This is a genomic window from Ralstonia sp. R-29 (genome assembly GCF_049913345.1).
GTDB lineage: Bacteria > Pseudomonadota > Gammaproteobacteria > Burkholderiales > Burkholderiaceae > Ralstonia.
Genome location: NZ_CP184380.1, coordinates 17301 through 39936 on the forward strand (window position 1 = coordinate 17301; position 22636 = coordinate 39936).

A 22636-nucleotide genomic window follows, 5' to 3' on the forward strand; every position below is an offset into this window, starting at 1 on the left:
GCCCCAGAGGCACCCCAGCCGTCCGGCGCATGGCAACCGATCAATCGAACACTGTCGAAGTAAGGACGGACATGTTCAATCTTTTGAGAAACAAGCTGCAGGGCAGCACCCCTGGCGGAACTGCGCCCATGCCCCGGGTCGATGACCTGGAGCTGGGCAAGTGGTATCTGGAACAGTGCAAGCAACTCGCCAAATCGCGTGTGGAATCGCGTGAGCGGGTGGCCGACGCCGCATTGCTGGCGGTCAAGTGGATGGGTGCGATTGCGATTGTCGCGGTGGCCGGTGCGGCGGCCGTGGTGGTGGTCAAGCGTCCCAATCCGCCCCCGGTCCTGCGTGTGGACAACGCGACTGGCAAGGTCGACGTGCTGCCGACCACGGTCGATGGCAAGGTCACCTTCACCGAGAAAGAAGACCGCGCGGATCTGCGTAAGTACGTCGAGCGGCGAGAGGGCTACGACTGGGAAACCATCCAGGACATGCACGACGCCGTGATGGCGATGAGCGCCGAGAAAGAAGGCGAGCTATACGACAACTTCATCCGCGGCGACCACTCGCCGCTCAAGGTGCTCAAGAACGAAGCGCGCGTGATCCCCAAGGTCGGAGCGATCAGCTTCGTCGGCACGACCGCCCAGGTGATGTTCTCCCGCAAATACGTGCCGCTCAATTCGGCCATCAAGCCGGAGACCACGTACTGGGTGGCCACGATCTCGTACCGCCATGACGGCGTGCCCGAGAAGCGCGACCTGCAAGACATCAACCCCACCGGTTGGAAGGCCACCAGCTACACGGTGACGCGCGACTGGTCGCGCAGCGGCGAGGACACCAGTTCGCCGGAAGGAGCCCACCCATGAAGCGATGGATTCCTGTTGCCGCCCTCACGCTGGCGGCGATTCCAGCGGCCGCGCGCGTGATCCCCGGCGCGTGCGGGTTCGAGAGCCACATCCAGTGCGCCGTCTACGACCCGAATGAGATCTATGAGGTGGCCACCACGCCCGGCAAAGCCATCATGCTGCAGCTCGAACCCGGCGAGACGATCGAGGACGACGGCGCCGGCATGGGCGACGGCAAGGCCTGGAACGTCTCGGCCAACAAGAACTGGATCCTGCTCAAACGTGCGGCGCAGCGGCCCGACACCAATCTGATGGTCGTGACGAATCGCCGGACCTACACCTTCGACCTGGTGACGGCCACGCGCGGTACGCCTGCCACGTGGGTGCTCAAGTTCGACTACCCGGACACGCGGGCCCGCACGGCGGCAGAGGATGCTCGCAAGCGCGCGCAGGTGCTGGCAATGACACGCATCGGTGCGAGCACGTTCAAACCGCGCAACGCGGATTACCAGATGCGCGGTAACACCGAACTGGCGCCGACTGCTGCCTGGGACGACGGCACCTTCACGTATTTCCGCTACGCCACCGCACGGGAACTGCCGCGCATCTACGTCAAGCGGGCCGATGGCTCCGAGGCGCTGCCGGCCTATCACATGGAAGCCGACACGATCGTCGTGCACGAGGTCGCACGCGAATTCCTGGCGCGCCTGGGCAATTCGGTGCTGGGCATCCGCAACGACGGCTATTCCCCTGAGGGCCACTACAACGCCGCCGGCACGACGGTGCCCGGCACGGTGCGTCTCACGAAGGAGCACTGAATGACCTGGATGCACAACGTACTCAAACGCTGGGCAGTCCTGATGCTGCCTGCCGTGATCGCCTCCCTGGGCCTTGGCTATGTCTTCGGCGCGTCGCTGCGCCTGGCGGTATCCGTGGCTGCTCTCCTCGTAAGCGTCCTGCTTGGACACCTCCTCTTCAAGCTGGTGGACACGAGCTTGTCCCGCAGGGCGAGAGCCAACGCGCCCTTTGCGTGGGAAGTCTGGATCAATGACGTCAAGGTCGGCACCGTCACCGATGCTGAGTATGCGGCGATCCAATGCCTGGCGTTGCACGACGGCAGCATTGCGGTGGCTCAGCTGCTCAATCTTGGCCGGGTTGCGATGGTGATCGTCAGCAGGCTATTCGTCGGCCTGACGCTGGGAATCGCGTGGAGCGCGATTGCGCTGGCGCTCCTGGAGCCGGAGGCGCATATCGCGATGATTCGGGCACTGTCCAACGCCGACCCAGCGGCGCTGACGCACTGGACGCGCACGCTCGTGCAATACGGCGCGCTGTTCATGGTGGTTCAGATCTGCGCCATGGCGGTGATGGGCGTTCGCTTTGGCTTCCGCAATCACTACCGCGCTGCGATCGCCACGATGCTGCGCCAGCACTTCAACACGCCCGCCGATGGCGACATCCGCCTTGTCCGGATGAGCTTGCGCAGCGGGCTGCCCACCCCTCAATTCGGTTACGCGCATGACTGACCCCAACGAAATCAACCCCGCGCCGGCCGAAGAGCGCGGCATCCCCTCGGTGCGCCGAGGCAAGAAGCAGACCAATAGCAAGAAGCTGGTCATCCTGATCGTGGTGGTGCTCATGCTGGCCATGGCCGCAGGCGGCGCCGCCTTGTTCGTCAAGCGGCTGACCGACATGAAGCTTGCAGAGAAGGAGGCGGAACGCACCAAGCCCAAGGAGCGTGCGCGTTCCGATCAAGACAACGCCGATCTGGAAGCGCAGAAGCGGCGCATCAAAGACGAGGAAGCGCAGGCCAAGGGCGCGACCGCTGCTACGGGCCTGGGCGGGCTGGCCACCCCCGCTGGCGCCCAGGCAGCCAACAGCCTCGGCACGTCCGGTACCGGGAGCACGGCTGGGGGCAATACCCAGTCGGCTGGCGCGACGCCCGGCAACGGCACTCAGCAGCATGTCGAAACACCGGCAGAACGCCGCCTGGCGGGCAATGTGACGGTGCTGGCACAACGCAAGGGCCAGGCGGCGCCGACACCTGGAGAAGGTGGTGCGTTGTCCGTCCAACCTTCACCTTCACTGGGTGGCGGCGGCAGCAAGAACAGCCTGGATGAGCAACTGACACCGTCGGCAGCCTCACGCGCCGGCGTGGTCCGCGCGGGCTTCCTGCCCGACCTGCGTTACCTGCTAAAGCGCGGCACCATGCTCCCGTGCGTGATGGGCACCAAGACCGTCACGACGTTCCCGGGCATGACTTCGTGTTCGTTGGTGCGCGATGTGTACAGCGCGGACGGCAGCACACTGCTCCTGCGTAAGGGCGCCGAGGTGACGGGGGAGCAGCGCTCGGCATTGCTGCAAGGTCAGGCGCGCATCTTCGCGCTGATGACGCGCATCGACGATGGTCCGGTGACGGTGCCATTGGATTCGCCGGTAACGGATGCCTTGGGTGCCAGCGGCATGGACGCCTACGTCGACAACCACTTCTGGCAACGCTTCGGCGGTGCCGCCATGGTGGCTTTGATCAGCGACTTCGGCCAGGCCGTGGCCAACCAGTCGACCAGCTCCAGTGGCTCGACCACGGTCAACTTGTCCAATACGACCCAGGCAACGCAGAGCCTGGCAGCCGAGACGTTGCGCAACACCATCAACATCCCGCCGACGGGCTACGCCAATCAGGGTGCGCTCATTAATATCTTCGTGGCGCGCGACATCGACTTCAGCAAGCAGTACGAGCTGGTCTCGGCCGTGCCGTCCCTGGTAGGGGGTGCTCAATGACGACTGCGCTCGAACATGACAAGTCCACCACGGTGCGCAGTCTGCTCAAGCAGATGGGCATTGCGCGATTCCTGGCCACGCCTGGCGTGACCGAAATCAAGATCAATCGCCCAGGCGAGATCTGGACCGAAAGCCGTGCGGGTTGGCAGCGCTATGTGGCGCCTGAGTGTTCTTTGGACATGGCTCGGCGCCTCGCCAACACGCTGGTGAACTTCAATAAAGGCAAGGGGCCGCTGACCGAACAGGACCCGATCAAATCGGTGGTGCTCCCGGATGGCGAACGCGGCCAGGTGGTGATTCCGCCGGCGTGCGAGGCCAACACGGTGTCCTTGACCATCCGTATCGCCAGTGCAGACCGGTTTTCGCTCGACGACCTCATCGGCTTTGGCGTGTTCGAGGGCTACCGGGACGTCTCGCCCCACACGACCGTGCCGGAGGGTGTCGATCTGGAGCCGTTCGAGCTGGCGATGATGGCCGCCAAGGAACAGCGCGACATCCGCCGCTTCTTTGTGCTGGCCGTGCTCAACGGCATGAACATCGTCCTGGTGGGCGGCACGGGCTCCGGCAAGACGACGCTCACCAAGGCGCTGGCCGACATGGTGCCGTACGACACCTGCATCGGCACGATCGAGGACACGCATGAACTGTCCCTGCCTTATCACCCGAACCGTACGCACCTGTTCTATAGCGACACACTGCCTGCGAGGGAGGTGGTCAAGTCGACGCTGCGCATGAAGTTCGACCGGGTGTACCTGTCCGAGCTGCGCGGCGATGAAGCATGGGACTACCTGACCCTGCTCAATACGGGCCATGAGGGTGGCATGACCACAGTGCACGCCAATGATTGCATCTCCGCGCTCGCGCGCATCGCGACGCTCATCAAGCAAAGCCCGGTCGGCCTGACCTTGGACTGGAACTACCTGCTGGGCGAAGTCAAACGCACGATTGATGTGGTGGCCTTCATGGACAAGAAGACCAAGCGCATGACGCAGCTGTACTTCGACCCGGTGGAGAAGTGGAAGCTGCAGCGGGGGCTGGCATGAAAACGCCGCAATTCATCGTCGCCGTGGTGGCCGGGTTGGTCCTGGTGAGTGGCTTCGCGATCGGTGGCCAGCTGGCTGGCGCGACGCTCTTTGCCAAGCTGCAGAAGCTACCGGATTCTGCTGTGGGCGTGACCACGCTGTACCGCTACTGGCAGGTCTATGCGGACGTGAAACCGGTCAAGCAGGCCTTGGGCGTATGCAGCCTGGTGGCGGCCGCCATCACGGCGGTCCCGTTCGTGTTCATCGGCATCGCGCTGGCCAAGCTGCACAAGGAGCGGGAACTGCACGGCAGCGCCCGTTTTGCGACGCTCGCCGAGATCCGCAAGTCTGGCCTGGTGGGGCGTGAGCAATGAGCCAGGAAGCCCACCCCGGCGTCATCGTTGGCTGGCATCCGCAGCTTGGGGCCTTGATCTATCACGGCCAGCAAGGCGTGCTGCTGGCGGCTGCCACCCGAACCGGTAAGGGGGTCGGCTTCGTGATCCCGAACCTGCTGCACTACCCGCATTCGGTGGTGCAACTCGACGTCAAGGAAGAGAACTTCAAGTACACGTCGCTGTACCGGCAGCGTAACGGCCAGGAGGTGTACCTGTGGGCGCCGTTCTCAGAGACGGGCCACACGCACTGCTGGAACATCTTCGATGCGGTGTGGCAGCGCCCGGAACACCTGCAGATTGGCGACATCATGTCGATCGGAGACGCACTGTATCCGGCCAAGGTGGAGCCCCGTGCACGTTTCTTTAACGACAACGCACGCAGCTTGTTCCTGGGGTTGACGCTGTACTTGCGCGAGACGCCCGGGATGCCGGTCACGCTGGGCGAGATCCTGCGCCAGAGTTCGGGCAAGGGCAAACCGATCAAGGAGTACCTCAAGGGGATTCTGGAAACGCGTTCGCGCACGGACACCGACCTCGCGCCGCTCTCGTGGCGCTGCGTTGACGCGCTCAACCGCTTCCTGAACCAGCCAGAGACGACGCTGGGGAACGTGCTGTCGACGTTCAACGCGCCGCTGCAGATCTTTACCGATCCGGTGGTGGAAGCGGCCACCAGCAAGTCCGACTTTGATCTGGCCGACGTGCGCAAGCGCCGCATGACGATCTATGTCGGCATCGCTCCGGGCAAGCTCGCCGAGGCCTCCGCGCAGTTGTTGGTCAACCTGTTCTATTCGCAACTGATCAACCTGAACCTGCGCGAGCTGCCGGAGAGCAATCCGGAACTGAAATACCAATGCCTGCTGCTCAACGACGAATCCACGGCGCCCGGCAAGATTGAAATCATAGCGCAGGCCAACGGCTACATGGCCGGCTACAACCTGCGCCTGGCCACGGTCATCCAGTCGGTTGCGCAGGTGACGGAGTGTTATGGGGAGCAGGGCGCCCGCTCGCTCATCACCAACCATGGCGCACACCTGCTGTATCCGCCGCGTGAGCAGAAGGATGCCAATGAGTACTCCGAGATGCTCGGGTACTTCACGGCCATCGCCCGCTCCAAGAGCCGCAACCGCGGTGCACGGTCGAATAGTACGGGGGAGAGCGAATCGGGCCAGAGGCGCGCCTTGATGCTCCCCCAGGAACTCAAGGAGATGGGGCAGGAGAAGCTCATCGTGACGTTGGAGAACTGCAAGCCAATCCAGGCTGAAAAGGCGTTCTTCTACAAGCACAAGGTCTTCATCGATCGTCTTAAGGAAGTCAGCCCGTCACTTGCAGCCTTGGGTGACGAGATGCCCAACGAGGAACAGTTGAAAGAGGCCTTCCTGACCAAGGGCGAGGGCAGTATCGCGCTGCCGCAAGTTGACTTCCAGGCGTACTGGCATGTGTCGCCGGCGCAGGCCTCAATGCAGCCCGATGACAGCCGGCCGGTCGAGGTCGATGAGCTGGCCATCCTGGAGGCCTCCGACATCACCAATGCAGACGCGATTGTGCTGGCCATGCGCCAGGTGATGCCCGAGTTCGACGAGGTGATGGCCCTCGTGCTCCGAGATACCCCCCGATTCGATGCCCAGCAAGTGGATGACAGCCGACCCGTGCAGCCGGACGAGCTGGTCTTCCTGCAGGCGTCGGACTTCACCAATGAGGACGAAATCACCGAGGCCATGTGCGGCGCCATGCCGTACTTCGGCGAGGTGATGGCGATCCTGAACACCGCAGGAGCGAATGCCGCATGAACACCATTGATTTCGACAGCCCGGAAGCCATCAAGGAGCGCGCCGACGAGCTTCGCGCGCAATTAACGGCCGTGGACTGGCGCAAGCAGCGCACTGACCTCGACCCCATTGTGGAAGGGTTGCGCGATTTGGCCGAGCGCGATTGGTACGCCGCGGCGGATGTCTGGCGGGAGTCCGGCACGGATGCACCGTTGCCAGAGTTCATCGACCCCGCAACCGAAGTGGCGCTGGAGCTGCGCTACCAGTCGGCCGAACGTGGTCTTCACCGCGAGCTGCGGGAAACGCCGGCAACGCCCGTCGACCAGAAGATCGACAAGGTTGCAGTGGGGGAAGCGGCCAACGAGCCGGATGCCAAGAAGCCGGCCAATGAGCCGGAGAAGCCGGTGGCCGATCGGCTGACCGATCTTGATCTGGTCTCGGTCAAGGCCACACGCAAGACCGATCGGGCGCGTGCCGAAGCCATGCTGCGGGAAGTGGCAGAGCAGGCGCGGGCGGCTACCAAGGGAAAAGAGCAACTGGGGCCGGCAGCCAAGAAGGAGAGGGACGCCGCTGGCGGCGCGCTGGTGAGCAAGTCCGGCACCAAGCCCATCTTCAAGAAGACCGGTTACGAGATTCCGCAAAAGGTCGCGGCGCTATATGTCGCGCACGAGGGAAAGTTTGTTGACCGCAAGACCGAGCAGGTGCACTTTGAGGACAAGGGGCGCTCGCTCTCCACCGAGAGTAATGACCGCACCGTCCTCGCAAACATGGTGGAGGTCGCCAAGGCAAAGAACTGGGGCACGGTGACGCTGCGAGGCAGTGAAGAGTTCCGGCGCCAGGGGTGGATCGCCGCGGAACTCGCCGGCGTGAAGAGCAAAGGCTTTAGACCGCGTGCGCAGGACCGTGCGATGTTGGAAGCGGCACGGCAAGAGATGCGCATCAGTGCCGGCGAGCGCAGCAAGGAGAAGGAAAACAGTCTTGACGCCGACGACAGCAAACCGGCCGAGCGTTCGGCCGAGAAGCCTGAGCCGACAAGCGCCGCTGCGCCGACGCCGGCAGCCGCCCCGGACAAGGGCGGAAACCAGAAGGAAAGCATCGGCATTGCCGCAGCCCGCATGGTGTTGGAACGCCAGATTGCGAACTGGCCAGCGGCCACGCAGGACAAGTGCCGCAAGGAGTTCGATCAGGTGATTGCCAGCGCTGCCGCCTACAAGGATCGCAAGGTCGACATGCCGACCCCGAAAGTTTCCGAAAAAACCATGGCGCAGCGCCGGTCTGCGCAGCGCCCTGACGTAGACCGAACCAGGGCGGCTGCACCGGGCCAGCCAGGACAGCCTGCCAAGTCCCACGAGCGCGCGGCGGTCGAGCAGGGCATGGAGCTGGACCGCTGAAACCAGACCAACTTTGAATTCTGAACCGTAGAGGAGCCCCTAAATGATCATTGCAGTAATGAATTACTCCGGCAACGTGGGTAAGAGCATGGTGGCGCGCCATCTTCTGGCGCCGAGGCTGGGCGACGCGTCGGTGATCTCCATCGAGTCAATCAATGCCGATGACAACGATGGACCCACCATGCGGGGTAGTGAATTCGGATCCCTGCAGGAGAAGCTCCTGGCACTGGACGATGCCGTGGTCGATATTGGCGCGTCCAATGTGGAAGACCTGGTGAACCGCATGAAGAGCTACAGCGGCTCACATGAGGACTTCGACATGTTCGTAGTGCCGACGGTGCCGGATGCGAAACAGGAGCGTGACACGCTCGCGACGATTAAGGCGCTGTCCGATGAGATCGGTATCGAGCGTGAGCGCATCCGTGTTGTGTTGAACATGGTCGATCCGCGCGATGCCCTGCGGTCCAAGTTTGCCTCGCTGTTTGCATTCCACGACGAACATCGCGGCTTTGTGCTGCGCGAAGACGCGTCGATCCACGAGAACGAACTGTTCGGTAAGTTGGCCAACAGCCCGATCACCATCGGTGACTTGCTGGCCGACGCCACGGATTACAAGGCCATGATCCGCGAAGCGCAGACGTCAGAGCAAAAGACCGAACTGGCACGCAAGGTCGCCATGCGTCGCCTGGCGGTGGGTGTGAACGCTCAACTCGATAGCGTCTTCGCGGCGCTGATGCGCTAAGCCATGGCGGAAACATCTGCACAAGAGGCGCTGTTGGCCGAGCTGCTGGGCGACGTGCACAAGCTGCGTGAGGAAGTCGCGGCGCTCGGCCAGGTGGTGCCGCAGGCACGGGAGGCCATCGAGCGCGCTGGCGAGTTTGCAGCGCTCAAGTTTGCGAAGGAGACCACCCGCGTGGACACGCTCCTGGCTGAGCGCATCGTGCAGATGGCCGCCGCAGTCAAGGACGCGAGCGCCGCGCGCGAGATGCTCGTCGGCGCGGTCACTGTGAAGGCCTCTGAGCAGGCACGGTCGCAACTGCTTGAAGTCGTGCGCGACGTGCTTGGCAAACCGGCTACCTCACCTTCAGCCAAAGGCGTCGGCCGATACCTGGACCGCATTGTGGTGGGGCTTTGCAGCGCGGCCGTGGCGAGTGTGCTGACCACCTGGATTGTTGTAGGACTTGTTTCACATTGACTCCATGAAATTGCCTCTCCATTCCTTGGTTCGAATCGGCACGCTCGCCATGCTTGTTGCAGCGGGCCACGCGAGCGCGAGCGACTACGGTTGCAAGGTCCTGCTGTGCCTGGCCAACCCTGCCTCCAACGGAGGACCCAAAGGGGTTGCCGAATGCGTTGACCCCATCAACCGCTTGTACAACGACCTCGCACATGGCCGCCCCTTCCCGCGCTGCGAAGAGGCGGAGGCCACCGGCAATCGGGCGGTACCGGTCAACGATCCGTTCGACCCATGTCCCTCGCCGCTGCAGCCGGCCGAACCCGATCAATACGTGGTGCAGGGTCAGTCCTCGGCAAACAGTGTTTTTGGTTACAGCCAGACGGCGGCGCCGCAGCTAGGCGCTACTGCAGGACAGCGGGCGTGTGTCGGCAGGTTTGTCGGCCGCTATCAGATGGGCGGCAACGACGATGGCACGACGATCAACGTGTACGACCGGGTTGTCTGGCAGAAGGCTCAGAGTCCGCGTGCCATTGATCTCTACCAGGACAACGTCTGGCAGCAGCGCGTGCATTGGTAGGTGGCGTCCAACACACCAGTTGGGGGGAGTTTATGCAGAAGAAGCAAGAAGATCGGCCGGCGGTGGACTCGGATAAGCAGCGGCAAGCGACAAAAGGTGCAACTCGCGGGCGACGCTGTCTGTCGGGGAGAAAGAGTGTTGAACGTGTTCCTGTACGTCTTAGTGAGGATGTCGACGCAGGGGTGACAGATGATGATTTGCTGTCGGACTGGAAAGCTGAACGCACAGCATTTGGATTGCTGCTCGTCGGATATGCGTTCCTGATGAGTATGGCCCCGCTCCTTGCTCGCTTTCCCAATGAAACGGCGCAGATGGCTTGCACCTCGATACGGCACATCGTGGATTGGCGCGTCTGGGTGGTGAGCGCCTCTGCGATGTGTCTGGCGGCGGTTGCCGCCATCGTGCTCAAACGGCGGCGCTAGACCGCCAGTACAGCCTGACAGCAGGTGGAGGAAACCCGCTGCCAATCGACCATCCGGGGATCTGGACGCACCCAAACCAATTGAATAGGCCCGACCGCTGATGTTGGCGCCGGCGCGGCGCATGCCCAGATGTCGACTGCCAATGACACACCAACACAACTTTTTGGAGGACATCGATGATGAAACTTCGGACGCTTGCCACGCTGAGTGCGCTCCTGGCGACGACACAGGTATGTGCTCAAGTTCCTAGTGCCGACCTTGTCAAGATGAGTTCGATTCAGGTCCAGCAATTGGAGCAACTGCATGCCATTCACGCGCTGCTGGCGTCGCAGGGAGCGCCGCGTGAGCCGAAATATTGCTACTTCGACAGCAAGGCGTTCTCGATTGGCTCGAAGCTCAACGGACAAACGTGTGCCCCTGCGGTCGCGTCTGGCGAGCCATCGCGTTGGGTTGGGGATAGCGAGGCGACCAAATAGGAAGCACCGCTTGACCACAGGTAGCAGAAGGCCAATACCAATGCGTATTTCGGAGGAGTGAACCGATGACGAAGAGCAACGCAACATCAGTTTCGAATGTCGAGCTGGAGTTGCCCATGTCGCAGCCAGGGCATGGCCAGGATGTCCGCGACCTTCTTGCCACGTTGGTAGCCACGCAACTGGAAACGCTGGCAACGCTCAAGGCGATTGAAGCAAAGTTGCCAGCCTCACTTTGGTAAGCAGCTTGCGACCGCCGATTGAAACGCGACGAAGCGAATTCCCATTGTGCCGGCGTGAGCCGGCGCTTTTTTAGGTGATAACAATAATGAAGATCAAACGCTTTGCCATGCTGGGGACTGTGGCCGTTGCTTTCCTGGCCAGTCACGCTATCGCCGACGTTGTGACGGTTGCACAAGTGCTGCCGCTGGAGGGATCGGTGGAACCCTCGACGCGCGCCACTGCGGATGCGGCGCAGGTGTACCTTCGCAAGGTCAATGACGCTGGCGGTGTGAACGGCCACACCATCAAGGTGGTGACCCTCAATGCTTCCGGCAACCTGGAAACGGCGGCGCAACGTGCCGGAGACGTCATTCGGCAACAGCACCCCGCGGCTTTCCTCAACTATTACGGATCTGCACGTACTGCTGCGCTCATCAAGAGCGGTGTCCTGGATGCAGGCCGCACCCCCGTGATCGGTGCCATTGTTTCGTCGACTCAGGTGCGCCAGATGCCCGAGAACCATTGGGTGTTTTATATCCGCGCGGGCCTGAAGGCCGAGGCGGACCGGATGGTCAGGCAAAGTGTGTCGCTTGGCGGCAAACGGATTGCCGTGCTGTATCAGGCAGACGCCTTCGGTGAAGATGGGTTGCACAAGAGCATGGCGACCATGCAAGCGCTTTCGATCAAGCCGGTGCTGGCGGTGCCGTTGGAAGCGAAGATGATGGAGACGGGCAAGCTGGTCAATCTCGCCGAAACTGTCCTGAAAGACGACATCGACGTCGTCCTGATGTTCTCCGATAGCGTGAACATCGGCAGTTTCCTGCGGGCTTACCGGGAGCGGGGTGGCAACGCGGTGGTGACAACGGATTCCACCCCATCTGCCGACGAGCTGGTGCGGGCATCGAGCCCGGACCTGGCGCGCGGTGTGTGTATCGCAGAGGTGATGCCGGCGCTCACCAAGCGCAACACCAGGTTAGCCCGCGCATTTGTGGCCGACATGACGGCAGCCGGCCGCCTCGATCTGGCCAGATCGTCGACCGCGCTGGAGGGCTACGCATCGGCTAGGCTGTTTGTTGAAGCGTTGCGCAAGGTCACTGGCCCGGTGACCGCAGACGCGATTCGGGGGGCGCTGCAGACACGTGGCCCCTTTGACCTAGGCGACTTCGAGCTCAATTACGGCCCGAGGCAGTACGAGGGCTCGCAATACGTTGACATCGGCATCATCGGCCGCGAAGGGCGGGTGCTGAACTAGGAACAGATGACGGGAATCGATGCGCTTGATTCGGAATACCGGTAACAACACCATCCTGCGTCAACTCACGAAGGCAGAGGCGGAATCGGTTCGGCGGTATTGCGGCGCCGGCATGCAAACGCAGGCGCACGACGCACAGGTTGTCGAGGCCATCCTTGCCGAGATGCATAACGGCAAGGAGCCGCGCTATTGGCTGGAGTGCGATTGCCGGGATGGAGAGGCGATCGAGGAGCGGCCGCGCATGACCGCGCGCATTCGAGCCGATGGACCTCGGCACTTCGTGCGCATTGCTGGACGTGATGCGCATTCCTGCGTGCTCAAGACCTTTCGCACCGATCCCTCCGAAGACGAGGACGATCCTCAAGGAGAGCCAGGCAAGCACCCGGCGCTGCACCCAATCCGGAACTCGCTGGACTATCTCGATAAGGTCTACGAAATGGGGGGCAAGCGCCCCAGCAAACGCGCGGGTGGCGGTAGTGGTCCGAATCGCGGACGCCGTTTGCCAAAGCTCGGGCGCATCCTTTACACCCTCTTGGAACAGGCAGGATTCAGCGCGGTTTCCACGGATGACCTGGACACCAGTCAAGCATCCTTGACCCATTGGGACCGCCTGGAGCGATTTGCCGTTGAGGAAGAGGTGACAGAGGCGCTCACGCTCTGGGACATGATGAAGACCCGCGCGTGGACCAAACCGGTCGATTTCATGGCCGACATCGACAAATTGCAGTGGCCCAAGGGCAAGAAGCGCATGGGCTATCTCCTCTTTGTCGCAGACAAGGTGACTGCGTCGGCCGCCACCAAGTTGACCCGTCTGAAGCCAGCTGTGGTGTCGCCGGCAAGTGGGATTCGAATCGGGGGCCGGGACCAGAACTTTGCGAATCCGCCGTACTGGGTGCTTGCAGTCATCGATCGGGACGACAACGGCGTCGCTCGCGTGCGCGAAGCCTTCGCTCAGCATGCCTTCAAGATGAACCGACCAATACCTCTGGACAGCAGTTATGAGCGGCAGACACTGAAACTGCTTCTGGACGCCATGCAGTGGGTGAAAAAGAAGGGCGTCACAGTCACGCTCAAGAAGCCACTGTTCGATAGCGAGGTGACATTGGCCGATGGCACGATCACGCACTGCCGCGCGGATTTCGAGCTGGAAGTCCATGCGCCAATGGGAGCGAATGGGGAGTCGCGTCGCGTCCTGGTCGAAACCATGGGGGCGGATTCGCAGGAATACCTGGACCAGAAGGCGGCCACGCACGCCATCATGCGGCAGCGCGGTGCGATCATCGAGCACGAAGTCCGGAACGACGGCGAGCAGGCCGACCGGGACGATAGGTTGCGCAAGCGCGTGTATGGTCGTCTGATGGCGTTGGCTGGGATACCGCTCGCGGCGGGGCGCGCCTAGTGTGATTCCACGATGCGAGCGGCAAAGATCTGACATAAGAAACTTTCAGATCGGTTCCCATCCGATGGGGGATGCGCACCACATTGTGTTCCTCTACCATCCCGCCCCAAGTCCAAGAAGGGGCGCCTGACATCTTCCGTTGATGGCCATGCAGCGACCCCGCTAAACAACAGGTTTGGGGAGTTCTGCAATGCGCGAGCCGGTATCGGCCAATGCGCGGCCCGCGCTTGCGCAGCCGCGTGCCGCAGTACAACAACAAGAACCAGGCATTTCGGGCGGGGACGACACCCTTGTCAGTCGTACTGACCGCGCCAGGCGCTCGGTTCTCGCCCGCACCATTGCAGGTGCTGTTGCCGTCCTCAGCTGGCTGGGCCCCGTACAAATTTCGTGGCAGGCCGCTCAACAGAGCGCGGCGATCATTGCGACACATGGCAACGATGCCAGCGAGTCACTTCGCAACCTGATCGCGTCGTGGCAAACCACGGGCCGCATTCTCGTTCGTTGGGGTATCCAGCAGGCCGAAGCCGCGCCAATTACCGACCCCACCGCCCCCATTCGTTTCACGCCCGCCATTACCCAGACGACGACGGGTGTCCCGACCATCAACATCACGACGCCGAACCAGGCCGGTCTGTCGTACAACCTGCTGCAGTCGCTGACGGTCGACAATGGCGTGGGCCTGGTAATGAACAACAGCCTCACCGGCGGCGGCACGTTCCTGGGTGGCAACGTCGCAGGCAACCCGAATCTCGCTTCCTCCGGCCCAGCGTCAACCATCCTGACGCAGGTCACGGGCACGGCACCGATCCGTATCAACGGTACGGTCGAAGTCTTCGGCGCGCCGGCAAGCGTCATTTTTGCGGCACCCGCGGGCGTCTATCTGCAGGGTGCGGGCTTTACGAACACGCCCGCAGTGAGTCTTGTCACCGGCACGCCGCAGTTCCTGAACGGCAGTGGTGCCCCGGTCGGCTTCGACCAAGCAACGGCGATCGGCTATACGGTCAACGGCGGCCGCATCCAGATCGACCCCGCGGCGGGTAGCCCCAATGGTGCGGGCATCGAGGGCACAGTGGGGGCGATCAATCTGATCGGCCAGACGATCGGCGTTAACGCGCCGCTGTATGCCGGCAACCAGATCAACCTCATCGCCGGTAACCAGCAGGTGACGCCCGTGGCCACGGGCACCGGCCACGCCGGCTCCGATTGGCAGGTCAGCAGCACCGGCCAGAACAACGCCGCTAACAGCGCGACCGCACAGAACGGCCTGGCCATCGACGCCACGGCGTTCGGCGCCATGACGGCAGGGCAGATCAAGCTCATCAGCACGGCGCAGGGGTTGGGCGTGCGGGCGGCGGGCGATTTGGCCGCCAACACGTCCAACGTCAATATCGATGCGAACGGCAACGTGACGGTCGGCAATGTCTACGGGCAGCAAAACGTCGGCATTGTCTCGACCGGCGGGGTCTCCACGACGGGCACGGCGAAGGCGCAGCAAGACGTATCCGTTTCCGCAAGCGGCGATGTCAACGTCGGCGGCGCCACGCAGGCGGGCAACAATCTGACCTTGAACGCGGGTGGCAGTGTCACAGGTTCCGGAAATCTCTCGGCAACTAAGGCACTTGCTGCGACGGCGGCCAACAGCGTCAATCTGACCGGCAATCTCAACGCCACCGCCATCACCACCACGGCCCAAGGTCTGGACGGCACAGGCGACGTCACGCTGGGCGGCACCGTCTCCGCGCCGGGCGCCATTGCGCTGACAGCGGCGCGCGACGCGAGCGTCGCGGGGCAACTAACCGGTGGCAGTGCCACGACGATCAACGCAGGTCGAAATCTGGCGGTGGCCGGCGCCATTGGCAGCGTTGGCGACCTCACACTGGCGGCCGCCAACGGCACGCTGTCCACGACAGGCTGGGTCACAAGCCAGGGCAACCTGAACGCCAGCGCCGGACAAGACGTGAGCCTCGGTGGCACCACGGCCGTGAATGGCAACGCGACCATCCACGCTGCGGCCGGCAACATCACAACGGCCGGTACGCTCGATGCGGCGAAGGACATCGCGCTCACCGCTGGGCGGACCGCGACGCTCGGCGGCGCCACCCAGGCCGGCGGTAACCTGAACGTCACCACTGGCAACACCGTCAGCGGTGCCGGCAATCTCACCGCGAGCCAAGCGATTGGCATTCAGGCGGGCGGCAGCATCGGCGTCAACGGCGACGTCAAGGCGAGCCAGATCGCGATGCAGGCGGCGGGTCATGACGGTATCGGCGACATCACGCTGGGTGGCAACGTCAGCGCACCGGGCGCGATTACACTCTCGGCCGCGCGTGATACCACCATCAACGGCAGCACGGTCTCTGACAGCGACCTGAACCTCGCGACGCAACGCAATCTCACCGTTGGCGGTACGGTCGGCAGCACTACGGGCAACGTCAGTCTGACAGGGCGCACCGGCGCCGTGACCACCAGCGGTGCCGTCCTGACCCCCGGCAACCTGAACGTCACCTCCGGCACCGACACGAACCTGGGCGGTCTTGTCAGCGCAGCGGGCACCGCCACCGTCACCGCAGGCAGCAACCTGACCACGTCGGGCCAGATCGGCAGTAATGGCACGCTCGCGCTCAGTGCGGGACAAAACCTGACGGTGGGCGGCCAAGTCGGCAGCGGCGTCGATGCCAACTTGCAGGCGGGCAACGCGGTTTCCGTGAGCGGCGCGGTGTCTAGTACGGGCAACACCAGCGTGACGGCAGGCCAATCCATCACGCTGGCCGGCGACGTCGCCGCTGGTGGCAATGCGTCACTCTCTGCCAGCCAGACGACTACGGGCACGGGTACCTTGAGCGCGGTCCAGACGGCCACCGTCACCGCAGGCAGCATTGACCTTGGTGGCCAAGTCAAGGGCAACCAGGTCAACCTGACCGCCAATGGCACTGGCACTTTGGGCGACGTGCACCTAGGCGGCGCTGTTAGCGCACCGGGGACCGTCTCAGTCTCCGCCACGCGTGATGCGACCTTGAATGGCGGAGCGGCGGCCGGCACTGACCTGCAGGCCACGGCCGGACGCAACCTGACCGTCAACGGCACAGCCGCCAGTGTCGGGGGAAATGTCAGCCTGAACGCGCAGACCGGGCAACTGACCAGCACCGGTTCTGTCCTCGCCTACAACGGTAACGTCAACGCCGGCGCGGCCCAGGACTTGAACATCGGTGGCGCCGTCTACGCTGGGAAGAACGCGACGCTTGCGTCGCAGGCCGGCAGCACCACCGTTTCGGGCAACCTGGCGAGCCAGGGCAAGACCAACATCAGCAGCGGGCAAAACACAACCCTGACCGGTCAGCTGCAAACAGGTTCCGACCTGCAAGCCGGTGCCACTAAGGCGCTCACTGTTGGCCAACTGAACTATGTCGGCGGCAATGCGACACTGCGTGGTGCAAATATCACGGTCGGCTCGCAAGCGAACCAGGCCAATGTCGTGCAAGGCACGCTGGATGCGGTTGCCACCAACGGTTTGACGCTCACCGGTAGCAGCAATGCAGCCAACCTGACGCTGGGTGGTGCGGCCGTCAACAACCAAGGCTCGACGCTTGCCACCCAGCAGGCCACCGTCACCACCGGTACGCTCAACAACACTGGCACGCTCGCGGCGAACCAATTGACCGTCAACGCGACCGATGTGGTGAACCGCGGAACCGTCGGCGGCCAGACCGTCAACCTGACCGCGGCCAATAGCGTCGATAACGCGAATGGCCTCGTGGTTGGCACGCAGACACTCAACGTCACTACCAACACGCTCAAGAGTAACCAGGGCGGTACGTTCTTCGCGGGAGACCTGAGCGGGCAATCCCCAACCACGGGAAACATGACCTTCACGGTCAACGGCGGCGCGGGCAGCTTCAACAACGCTGGCGGCCAAGTACTGGCGGGCAACAACCTGACGGTCAACACCCCGAATCAGGGGTTCGATCCGTCGGCGGCCGCCACCGGCACGCTCAATGCCAACAACCTCCTGACGGTGTCGGTCCAGTCGATCAACAACACGCAGACGTGGAACGTGCAGGGTTCCAACGTGGCGATCAATGCTGCGCAGGGCATCACCAATAGCGGCACGATTCAGAAGGCGGGCGACCTGTCGTTGTCCACTGCCGGCACGTTGGCCAATAGCGGTCAGATCGTGGGCGGCGCCAATGTGTCGCTGTCGGCCGGCAATCTCGCCAATTCCGGGACGATTCACGCTGATGGCAATCTGGCGCTCGCCGGCAATATCCAGAACAGTGGGACGACTGAGGCGCTGGGCAATATCACCGTCACCGGTTCCAACTACGACAACCGGGGCGGCAAGACCCAAGCCAATGGCGACCTCAAGTTTGACCTGAGCGGCACGCTGAACAACGTCGCCAGCACGATCGGCGCCAACGGCAATATTCATATCGCCGCGCAGAACGTTATCAACGATCGTAGTGGCCCGGTGGATGCCGGCAGCAGTTTCGGCAAGGTGCTCAACGACTCACTGCTGAACTCGACGATCATTGGCAGCTACGCACCGTGGGTGAGCACCGGCAGCTGCGACACCTGCTCCAGCCCGTATGCGCCCGGCCCGACCACGAACCTGACAATTGGCGATCTGGCACGCACGCCGGACGGCGCATCCGTGCAGTTGGCGACGGGTTACATTGGCGTCTATTCGGGGGGCGGCGACAATGGCGCCTCGCTCGGCTATGTCGACATGTGGCATCTGCTGCCGGCGGGGGCTCAATCGGGCACGCAGTCTGTAGCGCTGCCGACTGTAGACCGCACCATCATCCGCCAAGCCGACGGCACCGCCGGTCAGATCGTCGCCGGCAAGGCGATGGACATCACTGCCGCCAGCCTTTCAAACAAGGGCGGCTTGATTCAGGCGGCGGGCAATGTCACGCTCAACGTAGGCACGCTGGACAACAGTCGTTCTGCAACGCTGACCAGCAGCGTGACGGATGTCGTGAATGCGGGCGAGTACGCGGCGTTCATCGCGCAGCTCCAGCACATGGGGCAGAGCGGCTCCAATGGCGTTGTTGATCCGTTCCAGCCGCGCCAACTGCAGTACGGCCAGCCGCAGGGTTATCCGTCGAGCTGCGATAGCTGCACCACGCCGGCACCGACGGCGTCCCAGGTGACCTTGAACCAGGATGCCTCCGGCAACACGACATCGGCGCCGAGCCAATCCTCGGTGACGCAGACGCTGGGCAAGGCGGGACAGATTCTGAGTGGCGGCAATCTCTCGCTCACCGGAAACGGTGACCTGGTGAACGCGGGGGACATTGCAGCCGCCGCCAAGGTCACGATCACGACGCCCGGCACGTTCACCAACCAAGGCGCCTATATCAGCCAGGTCACCACTACGCCGGGCTGCCTGCCGGGAGCCGCTACCTGTAAGGAAGGTGGTGCTCATGTGGATACCCTCGCCTGGCAACAGACCCCCAATACCGTAGCAGCTGGTGACACGCTGACCGTCAACGCCGCGAACATCCAGAACAACAATGGCACGTTGGCCGCTGTCGGCAATGTAACGTTGACGGCCACCAATGTGCTGACGAACACGTCCGGCGCGATCCAGTCGACGGCGGGTGATGTCACCATCAGTGCACCGACGGTGGTCAACACGACCATGGCACCCGTGACGCTGCACAAGAGCTACGGGAACATGAACCCGAGCTACGCGGGTGGCTGTAACGCCGGGGGCACCTACAAGGAAAGCCAGTGTGCATCGGATGAGATGACACAGGCGGGCCCCGCGGGCGTCATCTCGGCCGCACGCGACGTCAAGCTGTCGGGTACTACGCTGACCAACAACGGGGCGCTGATTACCGGGGGCCGCAATGTCACGGTCAGCATGGCCGGTGGCATTGACAACACCAGCATCGCGCTCAACGCCAACTGGCATGGGTTGTGGGTCGAAGAGACGGGGCTGTTCAGTTCGGATATCCGCCACAACACCAGTGGCGTTGCGGTGCTCGGCAACTTGGCTTCCGGGATTCAAGCCGGCAATGCACTGTCGGTGACCTCCGGTGGACAAGTGCTGAATACCGGCAACTTGCTGGGCAGCACCGTCGACGTGAGCGGAGCCGCGCTAACCAACGGCATTACGAATCCGAATCAACCGACACCGCCGACCGTGGCAGGCAGGCAGGTGATCTCGTTGGCGCCGCCTCCGGGTCCGACTGGAGCGCTGCCGGCAGCAAGCACTGCGGGTAGTGGCCCGACCGCTCAATCGGGAGCCGCGGCTCCGACCACGTCCGGTGCGTCCGGTGGTGCGCCGCAAGCGAATGTGGCCCCCGTGCAAGCGCCGGTCTGGAGTTTCCAGCCGACAATCGTAACGACGCCTGCGGCACCAGGCAGCTCGCAGGTGACCTGGCACTTCAACGCGCCGGCGGCTGGCAATACGACCAGTGCGCCGACTCCCAGCGTCAACGGTGCGACCTATCTGAACCAGAACCCGGCGACCTCGGTGTTGGCGGGCGTGACGCCGAATTCCCTCTTGGCGCAGTTGCCAGCCAATCTGCAGCCGGGCAGCACACCGTTCTACTTCGATCCGTTTACCGAAGACCAGAAGCTGTTGCAGGCCGCTCAGCAGCAGACCGGCCAGAGCAGCTTCATCAGCGGCCTGACGTACGACAACCAGAATCAGCTGTCCGTCACGGATCAGGAAAAGCTGATCCTGTACAAGGACGCAGCTGATTACGCGAAAGCACACAACATCCAGCTCGGCCAGGCGCTGACGCAACAGCAGATCGCCGAGTTGGATAAGCCGATGTTGTGGTACGTCACGCAGCAGGTGCCAGACCCGAACTGCAATACGGTCGCCAGCACCGCTTGCCCGATGGTGAGCGCACTGGTGCCGCAGCTTTACTTGCCGGCAGGCTACGCGGATGCCGTCACCCAGCCGGCGGGTGGCGTGATCGCGGGGCAGAACGTCAACCTGAACGTCGATGGCACGCTGCGCAATAGCGGCCAAGTCACCGCCAATGACACGCTCAACGTCAAGGCCGGCACGATCGACAACGCGCCGAATGTGGTGGACATCGGTACGTCGGCCTACAAGGTGGATGGCGGATGGCTGCAAGTGACCGGCACGCAGGTGCAGCCGGGCGGGTTCATGAGCGCGGTGAACCTGAACGTGCAGGCCAATGCCATCAATGCGATCAACGATGCGTTCATCGTGCGCAATGCGGATGGCACGAAGGATCAGGCCGCGACTGATGCGCTGATTTCGCAGTTGTCGTCCAACCTCGGGTTGAAGTACACGGCTGGAACGGCATCGGACGACATCCACCAGGATTTCATCAAGGAACAGGGGCCATTCCCAAGCTGGGTCGGGGCAGTCGCTGCAGTAGCGATCTCGATCGTGACGATGGGCGCCGGCGTCGGTGTGATGGGAGTCTTGCTGTCCGGCATGCTTTCCAGCATGGCCAGCCAAGTGCTGACGACCGGTACGATCGATTTCAAGCAAGCCGTTATCGCGGGGGTGGTGGCGGACGTTACGGCAGGGCTTACGGATGGAGCGCTGTCTGCGTTGGACCTGAGTGGCGCGGGCGTTTCGACGATTGGTAGCAACATTAGCGTTGGAGACTGGGCCACGGCTGGGACCAATCTGGGCCGATTCGCGGAAGCTAGTCTGGTGCGTTCAGCTATCAGTGCGGGCGTGAATACTGTCGCGTATGGTGGCAGCTTCGGGCAGGCGTTTACGAATGGTCTGGTGGCTGATGCGGCGGCGCTGGGTGCGAATGCGATTGGGGCGGAACTGCCCGGCATCGGCGCGGCAGGCGCGACGCCAGGAAGTATTCTCGCCAACGTGACGGCTCACGCGTTGCTCGGCTGCGCCGCCGCAAGTCTGTCCGGCAATGAATGTGCAGGTGGGGCGATTGGCGGGGCAACGAGCGCGCTTGTGGCGAATCAAATCGCGACTGCCGTAACCGATGGCCAGGGCAATCCTTCCGCCGCTCAATTGGCGACCATCACTGCGTTGTCGATGATCGCCGGTGGCGGCGTGGCTGCAGCGTTGGGGCACGATGCGCTTTCCGCGGCAACCGCAGCCCAGAACGAGGTGCTGAACAATACGTGTGGCAGCGAAGATCCAAACGGATGCGGTAAGAAGCTGGCCGCGCACGGTGCCGCGGTTGGCGGTGCTATCACGGCAGCAGGCTCTGTAGTGGTCGATGCCGCGACTGGCGGATTGAACATCATCGCGACACCGCTAGAAGTTGCGGGTGGTGCTGCACTCGGTGGTGCGGCTGGGGGACTGTTCGGGTCGCTCCTTGACAGGCTTGCTAGTGGTCGTCCGCTCTTCAGCTCGGGCAGCGAGGTAGATGTCTCGACCGGAGATGGCAATGGGGCAAACAGTGGTAGCAGCAAAGGCCCCCCTAAACTTCCCAAAGACACGGAGCAGATTACGAATCCGCCTCAGGCTCCGGTAATTCCTCCAGATTGGGAGAGCAGACCTGGCAAGAATGGTGGCGAGGTGTATTACCCTCCTGGCACAGAGCCAGCGGACGGTGAGCACGTTAGAGTAATGCCGCCGGGCACATCTCCTATGCCGGGTTACGAGAATGGATATTGGCGTTGGGTAAATGGAAATAAGCAGCCTATGGACCCATCGACGGGCAAGCCCGGCAGAGGACGAGGGGATACTCACGTACCCTTGCCTCCGGATTCTGTCCCACCACCGCGTCGTTAATTTGCGGCCACAAGAGGATTGTTGTGGCGCTGTTGGAGTCTCTTATGTACGAGTTACCAAGTGATTTTGACGAGGGGCTTCTATCTGGTTGTTATCTGGAGTTAATTAGTTTTGGACCGTCGATCACGAAGCTTGATTTCGCACGTCCCCAGACGACTCCAGGTACCACCTATAAGGTGGCATTCTGCGTAGAGGCAGGGCTGTCGTATTCCCTAAAAGGGA

The 22636-nt window shown here is 62.8% G+C and carries 17 protein-coding genes; all 17 read left to right on the forward strand.

Annotated features, from left to right (window positions below; all coding sequences use genetic code 11):
• The first annotated feature begins 128 nt into the window (after window positions 1–128).
• The 17 genes from ACN9M1_RS27430 to ACN9M1_RS27510 all read left to right on the forward strand — a co-directional run bounded on the left by ACN9M1_RS27430 (window position 129) and on the right by ACN9M1_RS27510 (window position 22414).
• Window positions 129–851, forward strand: a complete 723-nt coding sequence (locus tag ACN9M1_RS27430; protein ID WP_426401006.1) for a type IV secretion system protein — start codon at window positions 129–131, stop codon at window positions 849–851.
• Window positions 848–1648 carry a TrbG/VirB9 family P-type conjugative transfer protein gene (locus ACN9M1_RS27435; protein ID WP_426401007.1) on the forward strand — a complete coding sequence of 267 codons (801 nt, stop codon included), beginning with the start codon at window positions 848–850 and terminating at the stop codon, window positions 1646–1648. The genes ACN9M1_RS27430 and ACN9M1_RS27435 overlap by 4 nt, the downstream gene beginning before the upstream one ends.
• Window positions 1649–2356, forward strand: coding sequence for a hypothetical protein (locus ACN9M1_RS27440; RefSeq protein ID WP_426401008.1), 708 nt, complete (start codon window positions 1649–1651; stop codon window positions 2354–2356). It abuts the gene before it with no gap.
• Window positions 2349–3611: a TrbI/VirB10 family protein gene (locus tag ACN9M1_RS27445; protein WP_426401009.1), complete on the forward strand. Its 1263-nt coding sequence runs from the start codon at window positions 2349–2351 to the stop codon at window positions 3609–3611. Before ACN9M1_RS27440 ends, ACN9M1_RS27445 begins: the two co-directional genes overlap by 8 nt.
• Window positions 3608–4654, forward strand: a complete 1047-nt coding sequence (gene virB11 / locus ACN9M1_RS27450; protein ID WP_426401010.1) for a P-type DNA transfer ATPase VirB11 — start codon at window positions 3608–3610, stop codon at window positions 4652–4654. Before ACN9M1_RS27445 ends, virB11 begins: the two co-directional genes overlap by 4 nt.
• The gene (locus ACN9M1_RS27455; RefSeq protein ID WP_426401011.1) at window positions 4651–5007 is read left to right on the forward strand and encodes a hypothetical protein; all 357 of its coding nucleotides are present in this window, start codon (window positions 4651–4653) and stop codon (window positions 5005–5007) included. Before virB11 ends, ACN9M1_RS27455 begins: the two co-directional genes overlap by 4 nt.
• The gene (locus ACN9M1_RS27460) at window positions 5004–6815 is read left to right on the forward strand and encodes a type IV secretory system conjugative DNA transfer family protein (RefSeq protein WP_426401012.1); all 1812 of its coding nucleotides are present in this window, start codon (window positions 5004–5006) and stop codon (window positions 6813–6815) included. The genes ACN9M1_RS27455 and ACN9M1_RS27460 overlap by 4 nt, the downstream gene beginning before the upstream one ends.
• On the forward strand, window positions 6746–8185 hold the full coding sequence (locus ACN9M1_RS27465; RefSeq protein WP_426401014.1) for an LPD7 domain-containing protein: 1440 nt from the start codon (window positions 6746–6748) through the stop codon (window positions 8183–8185). Before ACN9M1_RS27460 ends, ACN9M1_RS27465 begins: the two co-directional genes overlap by 70 nt.
• Before the next feature lie 43 nt (window positions 8186–8228).
• The gene (gene stbB / locus ACN9M1_RS27470; protein ID WP_426401016.1) at window positions 8229–8927 is read left to right on the forward strand and encodes a StbB family protein; all 699 of its coding nucleotides are present in this window, start codon (window positions 8229–8231) and stop codon (window positions 8925–8927) included.
• 3 nt (window positions 8928–8930) lie between these two features.
• Complete coding sequence (locus ACN9M1_RS27475; RefSeq protein ID WP_045204911.1) at window positions 8931–9380, forward strand: hypothetical protein; 450 nt, start codon at window positions 8931–8933, stop codon at window positions 9378–9380.
• A 4-nt stretch (window positions 9381–9384) separates the two neighbouring features.
• Window positions 9385–9939 (forward strand): hypothetical protein, encoded by a 555-nt coding sequence (locus tag ACN9M1_RS27480; protein WP_426401018.1) that lies wholly within the window; start codon window positions 9385–9387, stop codon window positions 9937–9939.
• Between the two features lie 32 nt (window positions 9940–9971).
• Entirely contained in the window at window positions 9972–10361 is a 390-nt protein-coding gene (locus tag ACN9M1_RS27485; protein WP_426401019.1) for a hypothetical protein, read from the forward strand.
• Window positions 10362–10537: 176 nt separating this feature from the next.
• Entirely contained in the window at window positions 10538–10837 is a 300-nt protein-coding gene (locus ACN9M1_RS27490) for a hypothetical protein (protein WP_045204908.1), read from the forward strand.
• Window positions 10838–10902: 65 nt separating this feature from the next.
• Window positions 10903–11076 carry a hypothetical protein gene (locus ACN9M1_RS27495; RefSeq protein ID WP_426401020.1) on the forward strand — a complete coding sequence of 58 codons (174 nt, stop codon included), beginning with the start codon at window positions 10903–10905 and terminating at the stop codon, window positions 11074–11076.
• 86 nt (window positions 11077–11162) lie between these two features.
• Window positions 11163–12308, forward strand: coding sequence for an ABC transporter substrate-binding protein (locus tag ACN9M1_RS27500; protein ID WP_426401021.1), 1146 nt, complete (start codon window positions 11163–11165; stop codon window positions 12306–12308).
• A 19-nt stretch (window positions 12309–12327) separates the two neighbouring features.
• Entirely contained in the window at window positions 12328–13707 is a 1380-nt protein-coding gene (locus ACN9M1_RS27505) for a hypothetical protein (RefSeq protein WP_045204906.1), read from the forward strand.
• A 190-nt stretch (window positions 13708–13897) separates the two neighbouring features.
• Entirely contained in the window at window positions 13898–22414 is an 8517-nt protein-coding gene (locus tag ACN9M1_RS27510; protein ID WP_426401022.1) for a hemagglutinin, read from the forward strand.
• Window positions 22415–22636 lie beyond the last annotated feature (222 nt).

Excerpts from the sequence above, each read along its gene's own strand:
- ACN9M1_RS27430 (WP_426401006.1), top strand. The coding sequence starts at position 129 with ATGCCCCGGGTCGATGACCTGGAGCTGGGCAAGTGGTATCTGGAACAG.
- ACN9M1_RS27435 (WP_426401007.1), top strand. The coding sequence starts at position 848 with ATGAAGCGATGGATTCCTGTTGCCGCCCTCACGCTGGCGGCGATTCCA.
- ACN9M1_RS27440 (WP_426401008.1), top strand. The coding sequence starts at position 1,649 with ATGACCTGGATGCACAACGTACTCAAACGCTGGGCAGTCCTGATGCTG.
- ACN9M1_RS27445 (WP_426401009.1), top strand. The coding sequence starts at position 2,349 with ATGACTGACCCCAACGAAATCAACCCCGCGCCGGCCGAAGAGCGCGGC.
- virB11 (WP_426401010.1), top strand. The coding sequence starts at position 3,608 with ATGACGACTGCGCTCGAACATGACAAGTCCACCACGGTGCGCAGTCTG.
- ACN9M1_RS27455 (WP_426401011.1), top strand. The coding sequence starts at position 4,651 with ATGAAAACGCCGCAATTCATCGTCGCCGTGGTGGCCGGGTTGGTCCTG.
- ACN9M1_RS27460 (WP_426401012.1), top strand. The coding sequence starts at position 5,004 with ATGAGCCAGGAAGCCCACCCCGGCGTCATCGTTGGCTGGCATCCGCAG.
- stbB (WP_426401016.1), top strand. The coding sequence starts at position 8,229 with ATGATCATTGCAGTAATGAATTACTCCGGCAACGTGGGTAAGAGCATG.
- ACN9M1_RS27475 (WP_045204911.1), top strand. The coding sequence starts at position 8,931 with ATGGCGGAAACATCTGCACAAGAGGCGCTGTTGGCCGAGCTGCTGGGC.
- ACN9M1_RS27480 (WP_426401018.1), top strand. The coding sequence starts at position 9,385 with ATGAAATTGCCTCTCCATTCCTTGGTTCGAATCGGCACGCTCGCCATG.
- ACN9M1_RS27485 (WP_426401019.1), top strand. The coding sequence starts at position 9,972 with ATGCAGAAGAAGCAAGAAGATCGGCCGGCGGTGGACTCGGATAAGCAG.
- ACN9M1_RS27490 (WP_045204908.1), top strand. The coding sequence starts at position 10,538 with ATGATGAAACTTCGGACGCTTGCCACGCTGAGTGCGCTCCTGGCGACG.
- ACN9M1_RS27495 (WP_426401020.1), top strand. The coding sequence starts at position 10,903 with ATGACGAAGAGCAACGCAACATCAGTTTCGAATGTCGAGCTGGAGTTG.
- ACN9M1_RS27500 (WP_426401021.1), top strand. The coding sequence starts at position 11,163 with ATGAAGATCAAACGCTTTGCCATGCTGGGGACTGTGGCCGTTGCTTTC.
- ACN9M1_RS27505 (WP_045204906.1), top strand. The coding sequence starts at position 12,328 with ATGCGCTTGATTCGGAATACCGGTAACAACACCATCCTGCGTCAACTC.
- ACN9M1_RS27510 (WP_426401022.1), top strand. The coding sequence starts at position 13,898 with ATGCGCGAGCCGGTATCGGCCAATGCGCGGCCCGCGCTTGCGCAGCCG.